The 15,004-nt window shown below is 67.1% G+C and carries 13 protein-coding genes and 2 pseudogenes; 2 read left to right on the top strand and 13 right to left on the bottom strand.

Translation table 11 applies throughout. From position 1 onward, the window contains the following. Positions 1-12 precede the first annotated feature (12 nt). Both ACYCAX_RS02565 and ACYCAX_RS02560 read left to right on the top strand, forming a co-directional pair. Positions 13-3,153, top strand: coding sequence for an efflux RND transporter permease subunit (locus ACYCAX_RS02565; RefSeq protein WP_460247364.1), 3,141 nt, complete (start codon positions 13-15; stop codon positions 3,151-3,153). A 1-nt stretch (position 3,154) separates the two neighbouring features. After that, positions 3,155-4,603: an AdeC/AdeK/OprM family multidrug efflux complex outer membrane factor gene (locus ACYCAX_RS02560; RefSeq protein ID WP_015475157.1), complete on the top strand. Its 1,449-nt coding sequence runs from the start codon at positions 3,155-3,157 to the stop codon at positions 4,601-4,603. Between the two features lie 150 nt (positions 4,604-4,753). Here ACYCAX_RS02560 and ACYCAX_RS02555 read toward each other — a convergent pair whose 3' ends face one another. From ACYCAX_RS02555 to ACYCAX_RS02495, 13 genes and pseudogenes are all read right to left on the bottom strand, one after another. Then, on the bottom strand, positions 4,754-5,182 hold the full coding sequence (locus tag ACYCAX_RS02555) for a UPF0158 family protein (RefSeq protein ID WP_015475158.1): 429 nt from the start codon (positions 5,180-5,182) through the stop codon (positions 4,754-4,756). A 100-nt stretch (positions 5,183-5,282) separates the two neighbouring features. Then, the gene (locus ACYCAX_RS02550; protein ID WP_460247428.1) at positions 5,283-5,987 is read right to left on the bottom strand and encodes a methyl-accepting chemotaxis protein; all 705 of its coding nucleotides are present in this window, start codon (positions 5,985-5,987) and stop codon (positions 5,283-5,285) included. A 153-nt stretch (positions 5,988-6,140) separates the two neighbouring features. Further along, positions 6,141-7,229, bottom strand: a pseudogene (locus ACYCAX_RS02545) (methyl-accepting chemotaxis protein); the annotation flags it as partial. A 380-nt stretch (positions 7,230-7,609) separates the two neighbouring features. Continuing rightward, positions 7,610-8,323 (bottom strand): methyl-accepting chemotaxis protein, encoded by a 714-nt coding sequence (locus ACYCAX_RS02540; RefSeq protein WP_460247427.1) that lies wholly within the window; start codon positions 8,321-8,323, stop codon positions 7,610-7,612. Between the two features lie 159 nt (positions 8,324-8,482). Then, a pseudogene (locus tag ACYCAX_RS02535) lies at positions 8,483-9,523 on the bottom strand (methyl-accepting chemotaxis protein); the annotation flags it as partial. A 167-nt stretch (positions 9,524-9,690) separates the two neighbouring features. Further along, positions 9,691-10,398 carry a 16S rRNA (uracil(1498)-N(3))-methyltransferase gene (locus ACYCAX_RS02530; RefSeq protein ID WP_015475161.1) on the bottom strand — a complete coding sequence of 236 codons (708 nt, stop codon included), beginning with the start codon at positions 10,396-10,398 and terminating at the stop codon, positions 9,691-9,693. Beyond that, positions 10,395-11,189 (bottom strand): twin-arginine translocase subunit TatC, encoded by a 795-nt coding sequence (gene tatC / locus ACYCAX_RS02525; protein ID WP_015475162.1) that lies wholly within the window; start codon positions 11,187-11,189, stop codon positions 10,395-10,397. The genes ACYCAX_RS02530 and tatC overlap by 4 nt, the downstream gene beginning before the upstream one ends. Further along, the gene (tatB, locus tag ACYCAX_RS02520; RefSeq protein ID WP_015475163.1) at positions 11,186-11,659 is read right to left on the bottom strand and encodes a Sec-independent protein translocase protein TatB; all 474 of its coding nucleotides are present in this window, start codon (positions 11,657-11,659) and stop codon (positions 11,186-11,188) included. The genes tatC and tatB overlap by 4 nt, the downstream gene beginning before the upstream one ends. Before the next feature lie 11 nt (positions 11,660-11,670). Beyond that, positions 11,671-11,919 carry a twin-arginine translocase TatA/TatE family subunit gene (locus ACYCAX_RS02515; protein ID WP_015475164.1) on the bottom strand — a complete coding sequence of 83 codons (249 nt, stop codon included), beginning with the start codon at positions 11,917-11,919 and terminating at the stop codon, positions 11,671-11,673. 25 nt (positions 11,920-11,944) lie between these two features. After that, positions 11,945-12,283, bottom strand: a complete 339-nt coding sequence (locus ACYCAX_RS02510; RefSeq protein ID WP_015475165.1) for a phosphoribosyl-ATP diphosphatase — start codon at positions 12,281-12,283, stop codon at positions 11,945-11,947. After that, entirely contained in the window at positions 12,273-12,686 is a 414-nt protein-coding gene (hisI, locus tag ACYCAX_RS02505; protein ID WP_015475166.1) for a phosphoribosyl-AMP cyclohydrolase, read from the bottom strand. The genes ACYCAX_RS02510 and hisI overlap by 11 nt, the downstream gene beginning before the upstream one ends. A gap of 84 nt (positions 12,687-12,770) precedes the next feature. After that, positions 12,771-14,378: a ubiquinone biosynthesis regulatory protein kinase UbiB gene (ubiB, locus tag ACYCAX_RS02500; RefSeq protein ID WP_460247363.1), complete on the bottom strand. Its 1,608-nt coding sequence runs from the start codon at positions 14,376-14,378 to the stop codon at positions 12,771-12,773. Then, complete coding sequence (locus ACYCAX_RS02495) at positions 14,375-15,001, bottom strand: ubiquinone biosynthesis accessory factor UbiJ (protein ID WP_460247426.1); 627 nt, start codon at positions 14,999-15,001, stop codon at positions 14,375-14,377. Before ACYCAX_RS02495 ends, ubiB begins: the two co-directional genes overlap by 4 nt. Positions 15,002-15,004: the final 3 nt, after the last annotated feature.

Genomic DNA, 15,004 nt, shown 5'->3' with positions numbered 1-15,004 from the left:
AGGGGATTCGTAATGTCGAAGTTTTTCATTGACCGGCCCATCTTCGCCTGGGTGATCGCCCTGGTGATCATGCTGGCGGGCGGTCTGTCGATCCTCAAGTTGCCGGTCAACCAGTACCCGGCCATCGCGCCGCCGGCCATCGCCATCCAGGTGAGCTACCCGGGGGCCTCCGCCGAGACGGTGCAGGACACCGTGGTGCAGGTGATCGAGCAGCAGATGAACGGTCTCGACCATCTGCGCTACATCTCCTCGGAGTCCAACTCCGACGGCAGCATGACCATCACCGTGACCTTCGACCAGGGCACCAGCCCTGACATCGCCCAGGTCCAGGTGCAGAACAAGCTGCAACTGGCCACGCCGCTCCTGCCGCAGGAAGTGCAGCAGCAGGGCATCCGCGTGACCAAGGCGGTGAAGAACTTCCTGATGGTGGTCGGCGTCGTCTCCACCGATGGCGGCATGACCCGGGAAGACCTGTCGAACTACATCGTCTCCAACATCCAGGACCCGCTGTCGCGGACCTCCGGCGTGGGCGACTTCCAGGTGTTCGGCTCGCAGTACGCCATGCGCATCTGGCTGGACCCGGCCAAGCTCAACAGCTTCCAGATGACCCCGGGCGACGTGAGGGCGGCGATCGAGGCGCAGAACGTACAGATCTCCTCCGGCCAGTTGGGCGGCCTGCCTGCGGTCAAGGGCCAGCAGCTCAACGCCACCATCATCGGCAAGACCCGTCTGCAGAGCGCCGAGCAATTCAAGGAGATCCTCCTCAAGGTCAACGCCGACGGCTCCCAGGTTCGCCTGAAGGACGTCGCCGACGTCGCCCTGGGCGGCCAGGACTACAGCATCAACGCCCAGTTCAACGGCAAGCCGGCCTCGGGTATCGCGATCAAGCTGGCCACCGGCGCCAACGCGCTGGACACCGCCAAGGCGATCCGCTCCACCCTGAGCACCCTGGAGCCGTTCTTCCCGCAGGGCATGCAGATCGTCTACCCGTACGACACCACCCCGGTGGTTTCCGCCTCCATCCATGAGGTGGTGAAGACCCTGGGCGAAGCGATCCTGCTGGTGTTCCTGGTGATGTACCTGTTCCTGCAGAACTTCCGCGCCACGCTGATCCCGACGATCGCCGTGCCGGTGGTGCTGCTGGGCACCTTCGGCGTGCTCGCCGCCTTCGGCTTCTCGATCAACACCCTGACCATGTTCGGCATGGTGCTGGCGATCGGCCTGCTGGTGGACGACGCCATCGTCGTGGTGGAAAACGTCGAGCGGGTGATGGCCGAGGAAGGCCTGTCGCCCAGGGAGGCCGCGCGCAAGTCGATGGGCCAGATCCAGGGTGCGCTGGTGGGTATCGCCCTGGTGCTGTCGGCGGTGTTCCTGCCGATGGCGTTCTTCGGCGGCTCCACCGGGGTGATCTATCGGCAGTTCTCCATCACCATCGTCTCGGCGATGGCCCTGTCGGTGCTGGTGGCCCTGGTCCTCACCCCGGCGCTTTGCGCCACCATGCTCAAGCCCATCGAGAAGGGCGACCACGGCGAGCACAAGCGCGGCTTCTTCGGCTGGTTCAACCGCATGTTCCTCGCCACCACGCACGGCTACGAGCGTGGGGTGGTGTCGATCCTCAAGCACCGCTTCCCGTACCTGCTGATGTACCTGGTGATCCTCGGCGGCATGGTCTACCTGTTCACCCGCATCCCCACCGCGTTCCTCCCCGACGAGGACCAGGGCGTACTGTTCGCCCAGGTGCAGACGCCGGCGGGCTCGTCCGCCGAGCGGACCCAGGTGGTGGTCGACGCGATGCGTTCCTACCTGCTGGAACAGGAAAGCAGCGCGGTGGCCTCGGTATTCACCGTGACCGGCTTCAACTTCGCTGGCCGCGGCCAGAGCTCGGGTATGGCGTTCATCATGCTCAAGCCCTGGGAAGAGCGTCCGGGCAAGGAGAACAGCGTGTTCGAGCTGGCCCACCGCGCCCAGGAACACTTCTTCACCTTCAAGGATGCGATGGTGTTCGCCTTCGCCCCGCCGGCGGTGCTCGAGCTGGGTAACGCCGTGGGCTTCGACATCTTCCTCCAGGACCAGGCCGGCGTCGGCCACGAGGTGCTGATGGGCGCGCGCAACCAGTTCCTCGGCCTGGCCGAGCGAAACCCCGCGCTGCAGCGCGTGCGTCCCAACGGCCTGAACGACGAGCCGCAGTACAAGCTGCTGATCGACGACGAGAAGGCCAGTGCCCTGGGGTTGTCGCTGGCCGACATCAACAGCACCCTGTCCATCGCCTGGGGTTCGAACTACGTCAACGACTTCATCGACCGTGGCCGGGTGAAGAAGGTTTACCTGCAGGGTCGTCCGAATGCGCGGATGAGCCCGGAAGACCTGGACAAGTGGTACGTGCGCAACGACAAAGGCGAGATGGTCCCGTTCAGCGCCTTCGCCACCGGCGAGTGGAGTTATGGCTCGCCCAAGCTTTCGCGCTACAACGGCGTACCGGCGATGGAAATCCTCGGTGAACCGGCTATGGGCCGCAGTACCGGTGAGGCGATGGCGGCGGTCGAGGAGATCGTCAAGCAGTTGCCCAAGGGCGTGGGCTACGCCTGGACCGGCCTGTCCTACGAGGAGCGCCTGTCTGGCTCCCAGGCCCCGGCGCTCTATGCCCTGTCGCTGATCGTGGTGTTCCTCTGCCTGGCAGCGCTGTACGAGAGCTGGTCGATTCCGTTCTCGGTGATGCTGGTGGTGCCGCTGGGCGTCATCGGTGCGCTGCTGGCGACGTCCATGCGCGGTCTGTCCAACGACGTGTTCTTCCAGGTGGGCCTGTTGACCACCATCGGCCTGTCGGCGAAGAACGCGATCCTGATCGTCGAGTTCGCCAAGGAACTGCACGAGCAGGGCAAGGGCATCGTCGAGGCGGCCGTCGAGGCGTGCCGGATGCGTCTGCGCCCGATCGTCATGACCTCCCTGGCGTTCATCCTCGGCGTGGTGCCGCTGGCGATCTCCACCGGCGCCGGCTCCGGCAGCCAGCACGCGATCGGTACCGGCGTGATCGGCGGCATGGTCACCGCGACCGTCCTGGCGATCTTCTGGGTGCCGTTGTTCTACGTGGTGGTCAGTACCCTGTTCAAGGACGCCGCGTCCAAGGAACAGGAAGCCACCGAGAAGGGGCATTGATATGAGAAAGTCCTTACTGTCCCTCGCGATAGCCGCCGGCGTGTTGTCCGGCTGCTCGCTGATCCCCGACTACGAGCGCCCCGAGGCGCCCGTGGCGGGGGCCTATCCGCAGGGCGATGCCTACGTGGCGGCGCAACCGGCCAACGCCGGCGCCGACATCGGCTGGCGCGAGTTCTTCAAGGACCCGCAACTGCAGCGGCTGATCGAAGTGTCGCTGGAAAACAACCGTGACCTGCGCGTCGCCGCGCTGAACATCGAAGCCTACCGGGCGCAGTACCGCATCCAGCGGGCCGACCTGTTCCCGGCGGTGGACGCCGGCATCAACGGCTCGCGCCAGCGCCTGCCTGCCGACCTGTCGACCACCGGCAACTCGATGATCAGCAGCCAGTACGGCGCGACCCTGGGCGTCACCTCCTGGGAGCTCGACCTGTTCGGTCGCCTGCGCGCCCTGCGTGACCAGGCGCTGGAAACCTACTTCGCCAGCGAAGAGGCCCGTCGCAGCACCCAGACCAGCCTGGTGGCCAACGTCGCCAACGCCTACCTGACCCTGCGCGCCGACCAGGCTCAACTGAAGTTGACCCGCGACACCCTGGGCACCTACCAGAAGAGCTACGACCTGACCAAGCGCAGCTACGACGTCGGCGTCGCCTCGGCGCTGGATCTGCGCCAGGCGCAGACCTCGGTGGAAAGCGCGCGGGCCACCCTGGCGCAGTACACCCGCCTGGTCGCCCAGGACCAGAACGCCCTGGTGCTGCTGCTCGGTTCCGGCCTGCCGGCGGACCTGCCGCAAGGCCGCGAGCTGTCCGAAGAGTTGCTGGCCACCGTGCCGGCAGGGCTGCCGTCCGACCTGCTGCAGCGTCGCCCGGACATCCTCCAGGCCGAGCATCAGCTCAAGGCGGCCAATGCCAACATCGGCGCGGCGCGCGCGGCGTTCTTCCCGAACATCAGCCTGACCGCCAATGCCGGCAGCCTCAGCCCGGACCTCTCCGGCCTGTTCGACGCCGGCTCCGGCAGCTGGCTGTTCCAGCCGTCCATCAGCCTGCCGATCTTCAACGCCGGCGCCCTGCGCGCCAGCCTGGACCTGGCCAAGGTGCAGAAGGACATCAACGTGGCGCAGTACGAGAAAGCCATCCAGACGGCCTTCTCCGAGGTCGCCGACGGCCTCGCCGCCCGTGGCACCTTCGGCGAGCAACTGCAGGCGCAGCGCTCGCTGGTGGACGCCAGCAGCGAGTACTACCGCCTGGCCGACAAGCGCTACCGCACGGGTGTGGACAACTACCTGACCCTGCTCGATGCGCAGCGTTCGCTGTTCAGTGCCCAGCAGCAACTGATCAGCGACCGGCTGAACCAGCTGACCAGCGAGGTGAATCTGTACAAGGCCCTCGGCGGCGGTTGGCAGGCCACGGCGGCGGAGGCCAAGCCGATCTCCAGCGAAGCGCCCAAAGGCTGATCTTCACTGGCTGGAAACGAGAACGCCGCCCTTCGGGGCGGCGTTTTTGTTCGTGCGGGTAGGGTCGGAACGCAGGGCGCCGGAGTCTGGGGTGGTTCGCGAGCAAGCTCGCTCCTACAGGTCCGGCTTGCGTGCTCGCGAGCCCTCGGACTACAACATCGCACTCCGCGTCGCCGGCTGGATATGGTTGTCCGCCAGCCAATCCAGCGCACACTCGCGCAGGCGTTCGCCCTGGTAGACATACCAGGCCTGCAGCAGCTCGGGGTACCCCATCAATACATGGCGGAAGGCCTTGAACGGCTTGCGCCCCTCGATGGCGTTGGCCAAGGCGGAATAGGCGTGGGGCTCGGGCACTTCGCGCAGGAAATCGCGCATCAGGTCCAGCGACTGGCGGCTGCTCAGCGGCTCGATGGGCAGCAGGCGCTCTGGCTCGCGGTGCAGCAGTTCGGCCAGTTCCGGGTCGGGATCGTCCTCGGGGATCAGCAGCACCTGACCGCTGAAGAGATCGAGGTAGTGCTCGATACCCTGGGTATCGAGCGCGAAGGCCAGTTCGTCGAGGTCGATGGTCAGCGGGCGCATGGTCACTCTCCCAGTGTGGCGAGTGACTGATCCTACGCCATGCGCATGACAACTGTCCTGCCGTTGCCGGCCGGCGCGGGAGCACCGACCGGTTCGACGGTCACAGGCGGAAGCGGCCCACCTGCAACTGCAGCTGGTTACCCAGGCGCGCCAGTTCGGTGCTGGAGCCGGCGGTCTGCTCGCTGGCGGCGGCGGACTGGTCGGCGATCTCGCGGACCTGCACCACGCTGCGGTTGATCTCCTCGGCCACGCTGCTCTGCTGTTCGGCGGCGGAGGCGATCTGCAGGTTCATGCCCTGGATGTCGGCCACGGTGCGGGCGATCACGCCCAGCGCCTCGCCGGCGCGGCGGGTCAGTTCCACCGAGCTGCCGGTCAGGCGGCGGCTGCCGTCCATGCGTTGCGCCGCGTCCTGAGCGCCGCGCTGCAGGCCGGCGATCAGTCCCTCGATTTCCTCGGTGGACTGCTGGGTACGCTGGGCCAGGCCGCGTACTTCGTCGGCCACCACGGCGAAACCGCGCCCGGCCTCGCCGGCACGGGCCGCTTCGATGGCGGCGTTGAGCGCCAGCAGGTTGGTCTGTTCGGCCACCGACTTGATCACATCCAGCACGCTGCCGATCTTCTCGCTTTCCTTGCGCAGCGATTCCATCGCCTCGGCGGAGCGATCCACCTCGCTGGCCAGCCGGTCGATCTGCGCCACCGCGTCCTGCACCACCTGGTCGCCCTGGCGGGCCTGCTGGTCCGCCTGCTGGGCGGCCAGGGAGGCCTGCTCGGCGTTGCGCGCGACTTCCTGCACGGTGGCGGCCATTTCATGAATGGCGCTGGCCACCTGCTCGGTTTCCACCCGCTGGGCGTTGACCCCGGCGCGGGTCTGCTCGGTGACCGCCGAGAGCTCCTCGGCGGCGGTGGCCAACTGGCCGACGCTGCCACCGAGCTGGCCGATCAGTTGGGCCAGGTTCTCGCGCATGCGCAGCATGACGCGTTGCAACTGCCCCAGTTCGTCGGGGCGCTGCAGGTTCAGCTCGCGGACCAGGCCCTGCGACAGGTCGCCCTGGGCGATGTGCTCGGCCAGTTCCAGCGCCTCGTGGAGCGGGCGGACGATCTGTCGGTTGATGGCCCAGCCGGACAGCAGGCCGAAGGCCAGGGCCAGCACGGCGATGAGGATCTGCCGGGTCTTGGCGGCGGCGGTTTCCGCGGCGTTGCGCTGCAGGGTGTCGTCGTACAGCCGGGTGCTGGCGCCGAGCATCGCCTGGCTGGCGCCGTCCAGGGCCTGGCGCGCCTGCCGCGTGGCGTTGACGCCGTCACGGAAGTGTTCGATGCCGCTGCGGTAGCCCTGCAGCTCGTTCAACGCGCTGGCCAGGTCCTCGGCGGCGTCGGCCGGCAATTGGCCCTGCAGCGTCGCGCCGCTGTCGCGCAGGGTGTCGAAGGCGGCGAAGGCGGCCTGCTCGGCGCTGGCCGACTGTTCGAAGACATAACCGCGCACCTGGTAGCGCACCTGCAGCAGTTGCTGGTGCAACTGGCCGGCGGCCTGGGCGCTGTGCAGCAACTGGGCGTCGCCGGGCTGTCCGGCGAGCCGGTCGAAGAGCTGCCTGTCCAGCGCCTCGAAGGTCTGCAAGGCGCGTTGGGCGCTGCCCACCAGGGTGCCGCGGGCCTCGCTGCGCTGCTCGACGGCGCGGGTCAGGCCGGCGAACGCCTGGCGATAGTCGGCCACGGCCTGGCGCGCGCTGTCCAGCGGGGTCGCATCGATGTCGCTGTCCCGCAGGCGCTGTTCGATCAGTTCCAGCATCTTCGTACTGTGCTGCTCGACGCGCTCGGCCTGGGCACGGTCGCCGCCCAGTTCGAACTGCAGACGGGCCAGGTTGGCCTGCTGGCTGAGGTCGTTCAGCTCGGTGATGGTCGCCAACTGCTCGCCGCGCCGGGCCTGGTTGTCCAGGCTGCGCAGGCCGCCGAGCAGGACCAGCAGGGTGAGGAACAGGAGGATACCGAAACCCACCGCCAGCTTGAGGCTGACGTTAAGGCGTCCCAGCTGTACTACTAGCCAATCGTACATGTCGAATACTCCAGGCAGGCGTCGCCACGGGATCGACGGCCCGTGGCTGGCAAATACAGGTGTGCAGTGGCGAGGCGGAATTGTCGGGGCGCATCTTCGTGCGCCAGAGGCTATCGGCGGCGAAATGGGAAACTGAAGGCGGGAATTTGTCGCGATGTCGCGCATGCGACGCTTTCTGTAGGAGCGAGCTTGCTCGCAAACAGGCCCCGTCGCGGAATCGATTCGCGAGCAAGCTCGCTCCTACGAAGAGCCAAAGCTCCTTGGCCGCGCGTTAGCCAGCCTCTCCCAGATGGGGTGAGGGGAAGCGCTGGCGCCGATGTCCGGGCATGGAAGAACAGAAAAGGCCCGCATTGCGCGGGCCTTGTTCGTTGCGGGGCGGATCAGACGCGGAAGCGGCTGACCAGCATCTGCAGCTCGTTGCCCAGGCGCGCCAGCTCCATGCTGGAGGCGGCGGTTTCCTCGCTGGCGGCGGCAGTTTGCTCGGAGATGTCGCGCACGTTCATCACGCTGCGGTTGATTTCCTCGGCCACGGCGCTCTGCTGCTCGGAAGCGGCGGCGATCTGCTGGTTCATCGACTGGATGGTCGACACGGTACGGGTGATCGCACCCAGGCGCTCGCCGGCGCGGCGGGTCAGGTCGACGGTGCTGACGGTCAGCTCGCGGCTGGTTTCCATCATCTGCACGGCCTGCTGGGTGCCGCTCTGCAGACCGGCGATCAGCTCCTCGATCTCCTCGGTGGAGGACTGGGTGCGCTGCGCCAGGGCCCGCACTTCATCGGCGACCACGGCGAAGCCGCGGCCGGCGTCGCCGGCGCGAGCGGCCTCGATGGCGGCGTTGAGGGCCAGCAGGTTGGTCTGCTCGGCCACCGCCTTGATCACGTCCAGCACGCTGCCGATCTTCTCGCTTTCGCGCTTGAGCTTGAGCACCGATTCGTTGGAGCGGTCGACCTCGCCGGCCAGGCGGTCCATCTGCCCGACGGCTTCGTTGACCGCGCCTTCGCCGTCGCGGGCCTCGCGATCGGCGGCGGAGGCGGCCTCGGAGGCCTCCTCGGCGTTGCGCGCGACTTCCTGCACGGTGGCGGCCATCTCGTTCATCGCGGTGGCGACCTGGTCGGTCTCGGATTTCTGGTTGTTCACGCCGGCGCTGGTCTGCTCGGTAACGGCCGACAGCTCCTCGGCGGCGCTGGCGATCTGGGTCACGCCGTCGTGGATGCGGCCAATCAGTTCGCGTAGGGACAGGTTCATGCGCTGCATGCTCCGCTGCAACTGACCCAGTTCGTCGGAGCGGCTGGTGTGGATGTCGTGGCTCAGGTCGCCGTCGGCGATGCGCTCGGCATGCCCCAGCACGTCACGCAGCGGATTGACGATCTGCCTGGTGATGATCCAGGCGGCGATCAGGCCCAGTACCAGGGCGATGAGGGCGGACAGCGCCAGCAGGGTTTTCGCCTGGCCGACGCCGGCATCGCGCTTGGCGGTTTCGCTGAGGGTCAGCTCGTTGCTGATCTTCTCGATCTGCACGCCGCCGTCGCGCATGCGGTCACGGGCGGCCTGGCTGGCGTTGACCTCATGGCGATAGCCCTCGAGCGCCGCGCGATAGGCCGACAGCGCGTCGAGGGCGTTCTGGTAGTCGGCGGCGAGTTCGACGGGAGCGCCGCGCATGCCCGTCTGCACGGCCTGGATGGCCTGCTGGAGAGCGTCGACGGCGGGCGTCTCCAGCGCGGGATTGTCATTGCTGGTGTAGGCGAGCACCTGGAAGCGCGCCAGCATCACCTGGCGGCCCAGGTCGGCCAGTTGCTGCAGCGGGCGGAGGTTCTCGGTGGCGCCGCCGGCGACCAGCGTCTGTTCGGCTTTCTCCAGCCCCCCGGTGATGAGCGCGGCGTTGCGAATGAGGTTCTGCTTGGCGGCGTCGCGCGCGTCGAAGGACTTCAGCAGTTCGCCGAAGAGGCGGCGATACTCGGTTGCCAGTTCGCGCTGCTGGTCCATCTTGCGACGATCTTCCGCCGTGCTGAATTTGTCGTAGAGCGCGCCGTGGCTCCGATCCAGCTGGTCCAGGGTGTCGACCACCAGCTTGGCGTCTTGCGGCGAGCGCGTGGACTGGAATTTCAGGCGTGAGACGCGCAGGTCCTTGGCGACCGCCGCCAGCTCGGAGATCTCGCCGAGCTTGTCGCCACGGTCGATCACGTTGCCCAGGTTGATCCAGCCGGTGAGGGCGATCAACAGGGTGAGCAGCAGCACCAGGCCGAAACCTGCGGCGAGTTTGAGTTTGACACTGAGGTTGTTGAACCAGCGGAACATGACAGCGGGGCTCCAGCGATGAACAGGGCCGGTGCGTAGGGCTGAGCGGGAGGTGCGCAGGGTGGGGACGACCGGTATCGCGGGTATCGGCGTTGGTGTCCGGAACTGAAGGGCGCGCGGTGTTTTTCTGACTGGCGGTTCAGGCTGGAAACCTTGCGGTTCCTGGCTTAGAACAAGCGTGCCAACAACGCGGTGACGGCGGTTTCGACGCGCAGGATGCGCTCGCCCAGTTGCACCGGGTCGAGCCCGGCTTCGCGGAGCTTTTCCACTTCGTAGGGAATCCAGCCGCCCTCCGGTCCGATGGCCAGGGTGACCGGTTCGGCGAGGGCGCGGGGGCACGCCGGCCAGGGGCCGGGATGGCCGATCAGGCCGAGGCTGCCGGCGGCCATCGCCGGCAGGCGGTCCTCGACGAACGGCTTGAAGCGCTTCTCGATGATCACCTCGGGCAACACGGTGTCGCGGGCCTGCTCGAGGCCGAGGATCAGTTGTTCGCGAATGGCGTCGGGTTCGAGGAACGGCGTCTGCCAGAAGCTCTTTTCCACCCGGTAGCTGTTGAGCAGCACCAGGCGCGGCACACCCAGGGCCGAGATGGTCTGCAGCACGCGGCGGAGCATCTTCGGGCGGGGCAGGGCGAGCAGCAGGGTGATCGGCAGCTTGTCCGGCGGCGGCTGGTCGAAGCGCACTTCCAGCTCGGCTTCGTTGGCCTCCAGGCGCAGCAGATGGCCTTCGCCCATCAGGCCGCCGAGACGACCGACGCGTAGCCGGTCGCCGCTTTCGGCGCGGTGGACGTCCTGCATGTGGACCAGGCGGCGGTCACGCAGGATCACGCGGTCCGCCGCGACGAAGTCGGCGTCGTCCAGCAGCAGCAGGTTCAAGAACGGGTCGCCGGCGGCTGGTCGCCCTTGGATTCTTCTTCCGGTTCCGGGCCGCGCTTGCGGATCAGGTGGCTGAACAGTACGCCGGCCTCGAACAGCATCCACATCGGTACCGCCAGCAGGGTCTGCGACAGCGGGTCCGGCGGGGTGAGGATCATGCCGACCACGAAGCAGCCGATGATCACGTAGGGGCGGATCTTCTTCAGGTAGGCCACGTCGACCACCCTGATCCACACCAGCAGCACGGTGGCCACGGGAATCTCGAAGGCCACGCCGAAGGCGAACAGCAGGGTGAGGAAGTCCAGGTAGCTGTTGATGTCGGTCATCGGCGTCACCCCTTCCGGGGCCTGGCCGAGGAAGAAGTGGAACATCAACGGGAACACCAGGAAGTAGGCGAAGGCCATGCCGGCGTAGAACAGCACGATGCTGGAGGCCAGCAGGGGCAGGGCGACGCGCTTCTCGTGCTTGTACAGTCCCGGCGCGATGAAGCCCCAGACCTGGCCGAGTATCACCGGCATGGCGAACAGCACGGCGACGATCATGGTCAGCTTGAGCGGCGCGAGGAAGGCCGACGCCGGGTCGATGGCGATCATGGTCGCGCCTTCGGGCAGGAAGCGCCGCAGTGGCTCGGAGGCCAGCGCGTAGATCTTCTGCGAGAAGTACAGCAGGCCGATGAAGATCACGAAGATCGCGATCACGCAGCGCAGCAGGCGGTTGCGCAGTTCGGTCAGGTGCGAGACCAGGGGCATTTCCTGGTCTTGTTCGGGCTGGTCGGGCTTTTCGGCGCTCATGGGGTACGCGGCGTCTCGGGCGAAGCGGACGGCTGGCTCGACGCTGGCGCCTGGGGCGCGACGGTCGGCTCGGCCGGTGCTGTTTCCGGGTTGGCGGCAGGCGCAAGGCCCGCGCCCGGCAGGCTGTTCAGGTGGCCGTTGGGCGCGATGGCCGGTGCCGCGGGCGGGGTTTCCGCCTGCGGTTGCGGGGTCAGGCTGTTTTCGACCTGGGACTGCAGGTCGTTCAGCGGCGCCATCAGCTTCTTGGCTTCCTGCTCCATCTGCAGGATGTGCTCGTTGTGCAACTGGCGGCGGATTTCATCCGCGCCCAGCTCACGCTCCACTTCCGTCTTGATGGCGTTGAAGCTGCGCTTGAGCCGGCCGATCCACAGGCCGGCAGTCCGCGCGGCGACCGGCAGGCGCTCGGGACCGAGCACCAGCAGGGCGACCAGGCCCACCAGCAGCAGTTCGCTGAAGCTGATACCAAACATGGTTTATTCCATCAGTCCTTGCGCGCCGGTTCTTCGACCTTGTGCGCCTGGGCGTCGATGGTGTGCGGCTGGTTCAGCGGCGGGTTGCCGGCAGCGGCGTTCGGGTCTTTCTTCTCGTCTTCCTCGGTGTTCATCGCCTTGCGGAAGCCCTTGATGGCTTCGCCGACATCCGAACCCAGGTTCTTCAGGCGCTTGGTGCCGAAGACCAGGACCACGACGATCAGGATGACGACCCAGTGTTTCCAGTCAAAGATGCCCATCTTGTACTCCTTGAAATGATAGGGGTCAGGCCGACGGCTGGCGGGCGGCTTTTTCGTCGTGCCCGGAAAGGCCGAAGCGGCGGTCCAGCTCGTCCAGTACCGCCTGTGGGTGCTGGCCGAGGGCGGCGAGCATCACCAGGGAGTGGAACCAGAGGTCGGCTGTTTCGTAGATCAGGTCAGTGCAGTCGCCACTCGCGGCGGCGTCCTTGGCAGCGATGATGGTTTCCACCGATTCTTCGCCGACTTTCTCCAGAATCTTGTTCAGGCCCTTATGGTACAGGCTGGCCACGTAGGAGCTGTCCGCTGCGGCATTCTTGCGCGCTTCGAGGACTTCCGCCAGGCGGGCGAGGGTATCAGTGCTCATGGGGTTTTCCTGTACCTACGTGGGAGTAGATGGCGTCCGGATCCTTGAGCACCGGGTCGACGGTCTGCCAGGCGCCGTTCTCGAACACCCGGTAGAAGCAGCTCTCGCGGCCGGTGTGGCAGGCGATGCCGCCCAGTTGCTCGACCATCAGGATCACCACGTCGGCGTCGCAATCCAGGCGCAGTTCGTGCAGCTTCTGCACGTGGCCGGATTCCTCGCCCTTGCGCCAGAGCTTGCCGCGCGAGCGCGACCAGTAGATGGCGCGGTTCTCGGCGGCGGTGAGGGCCAGGGCCTCGCGGTTCATCCAGGCCATCATCAGCACGCGACCGGTGCGATGGTCCTGAGCGATCGCCGGCACCAGTCCATCGGCATTCCAGTTGATTTCGTCCAGCCAGTCTTTCATCTCGGGTTCCGTCGGGCGGTCACACAGGGTGCCCGCAGCCACTCTCTACTAACGGTTAAGTGTGCCAGCCGGGGCGGCGACTGGCTATCGGCGCAGGATCAGATACAGACCGCCGGCCAGCATCGCCCAGGCCGGCCAAGCCCCGAGGGAATGGGTCGCCAGGCCGGTTTGGGCCGCGCCTGCGACCAGCACTGCGCCAATCAGTCGCGCCGGCCAGGCACTGCTCATGCCTGTCTGGCCGGCGCCGTCGCGGGTTTCGGGTTGCGCTTCGCGGGACAGCCGTTCGAGGGTGTCGCGGGTCATCTGCGCCAGGTGCGGCAGTTGCTCGATGTGCTGCTGGGCATTGCGCAGCAGCTGGCCGGGGCTGACGCGGTCGCGCATCCAGCGTTCGAGGAAGGGTTGGGCGGTGGTCCACAGGTCCAGTTCCGGGTAGAGCTGGCGGCCCAGGCCTTCGATGTTGAGCAGGGTCTTCTGCAGCAGCACCAGTTGCGGCTGCACTTCCATGTTGAAGCGCCGCGCGGTCTGGAACAGGCGCAGCAGCACCTGGCCGAAGGAGATGTCCTTGAGCGGCTTCTCGAAGATCGGTTCGCACACGGTGCGGATCGCCGCCTCGAAATCGTTGACCTTGGTCTCGGCCGGTACCCAGCCCGAGTCGATGTGCAACTGGGCGACCTTGCGGTAGTCGCGCTTGAAGAAGGCGATCAGGTTGCGTGCCAGGTAGTCCTGGTCCTCGTCGGTGAGGCTGCCGACGATGCCGCAGTCCACCGCGATGTACTGCGGGCTCCAGGGTGTGCGGGTGCTGACGAAGATGTTGCCGGGGTGCATGTCGGCATGGAAGAAGCTGTCGCGGAACACCTGGGTGAAGAAGATCTCCACGCCGCGCTCGGCCAGCGCCTTGAAGTCGGTACGCTGGTCGCGCAGGGTGTCCAGGTCGGTGACCGGGATGCCGTAGATGCGCTCCATCACCAGCACCTTGGGGCGGCACCAGTCCCAGTACACCTGGGGCACGTAGAGCAGCGGCGAACCGTCGAAATTGCGCCGCAGCTGCGAGGCGTTGGCGGCTTCGCGCAGCAGGTCGAGTTCGTCGTAGATGGTCTTCTCGTAGTCGCTGACCACCTCCGCCGGGTGCAGGCGGCGGGCATCGGCGGAGATGCGCTCGGCGGTGCGGGCGAGAATGTGCAGCCAGGCGATGTCGGAGCGGATCACCGGTTCCAGGTTCGGGCGGATCACCTTCACCACCACTTCCTCGCCGCTCTTGAGCTGCGCGGCATGGACCTGCGCCACCGAGGCCGAGGCCAGCGGCTCGCGCTCGAAGCGGGCGAACACCTGCTCGATCTTCGCCCCCAGTTGTTCCTCGATGCGCGCCACGGCGAGCTCTGGCGGGAAGGGTGGAACCTTGTCCTGCAGGCGCGCCAGCTCGTTGGCGATGTCGTCGGGCAGCAGGTCGCGGCGGGTGGAGAGGATCTGGCCGAACTTGATGAAGATCGGCCCGAGGTCTTCCAGGGTCAGGCGCAGGCGCTCGCCGCGGCTGAGCTGCAGCGGCTTGCGTGGCAGCCAGCGCCACGGCAGCAGTCCGCCGACCAGCCGCAGCCACCAGGGCAGGAAGGGCAGTTCGAGGACCATGTCGTCGAGTCGGTAGCGGATCGCTATGCGCTGGATGCGCAGCAGGCGGCGGAAGGCGAGCAGCTTCATGCGTCGGGCTTGGTCTTCTGGGTCAGGCGGGTAATCCGCGCGTCGAGGCGGTCGAGGGCGATCTTCAACTGGTCCAGCTCTTCGAAGCGGGCTTCGGCTTCGTGCTGGCCGACCAGGCTGCGACTTTCCTCGGCCAGGTAGTCGGCCAGGCTCAGGCGCAGGCTTTCCAGGCTGCCGCCGGCCCAGGCCATGCCGCCGCGCAGACGCGCGCCGAGCAGGTGCGCGGGCACCGGGCCGAGCCAGCGGGAGACTTCGTATTCCCAGTCCAGCTCCAGGCTCTGGAGGATGTCGGCCAGTTCCAGGAGCATGGCGCTGTCGCCGCCCATTTCCACTTCCGGGCTGTGCAGCACGCGGGTCTTGTCCCGCGCCAGGGCCAGTTGCAGCAGGCTGCCCGCCGGGGCGCGCAGGGTGCAATCGACTTCGGCCTCAAAGTGCGCGGCCAGGTGCAGGCCGTCGGCGTCGGGGAGGATGAACAGCCTGAGCGCGGGCGCCTGGCAATCCACTTCCAGCACTTCGCCGGCGAGTCGGCCCAGGCGCTGCAGCGCCACGCCGTCCAGCCGCAGGACGCGGTTCAGGGTGGCTTCGGCGCTGGCCAGCATGGCCTGGGTCAGCAGGGTCAGCAGGGT

Source organism: Pseudomonas sp. MT3 (assembly GCF_054720805.1).
This window is presented reverse-complemented; position numbering and strand designations above follow the sequence as displayed.

Coding starts and splice junctions, on each gene's coding strand:
- ACYCAX_RS02555 (WP_015475158.1), bottom strand. CDS start 5,182: ATGCGCCCGCTGACCATCGACCTCGACGAACTGGCCTTCGCGCTCGAT.
- ACYCAX_RS02515 (WP_015475164.1), bottom strand. CDS start 11,919: ATGGGCATCTTTGACTGGAAACACTGGGTCGTCATCCTGATCGTCGTG.
- ACYCAX_RS02550 (WP_460247428.1), bottom strand. CDS start 5,987: ATGGCCGCCACCGTGCAGGAAGTCGCGCGCAACGCCGAGCAGGCCTCC.
- ACYCAX_RS02565 (WP_460247364.1), top strand. CDS start 13: ATGTCGAAGTTTTTCATTGACCGGCCCATCTTCGCCTGGGTGATCGCC.
- ACYCAX_RS02510 (WP_015475165.1), bottom strand. CDS start 12,283: ATGAGCACTGATACCCTCGCCCGCCTGGCGGAAGTCCTCGAAGCGCGC.
- ubiB (WP_460247363.1), bottom strand. CDS start 14,378: ATGAAGCTGCTCGCCTTCCGCCGCCTGCTGCGCATCCAGCGCATAGCG.
- tatC (WP_015475162.1), bottom strand. CDS start 11,189: ATGAGCGCCGAAAAGCCCGACCAGCCCGAACAAGACCAGGAAATGCCC.
- ACYCAX_RS02560 (WP_015475157.1), top strand. CDS start 3,155: ATGAGAAAGTCCTTACTGTCCCTCGCGATAGCCGCCGGCGTGTTGTCC.
- tatB (WP_015475163.1), bottom strand. CDS start 11,659: ATGTTTGGTATCAGCTTCAGCGAACTGCTGCTGGTGGGCCTGGTCGCC.
- ACYCAX_RS02540 (WP_460247427.1), bottom strand. CDS start 8,323: ATGAACGAGATGGCCGCCACCGTGCAGGAAGTCGCGCGCAACGCCGAG.
- hisI (WP_015475166.1), bottom strand. CDS start 12,686: ATGAAAGACTGGCTGGACGAAATCAACTGGAATGCCGATGGACTGGTG.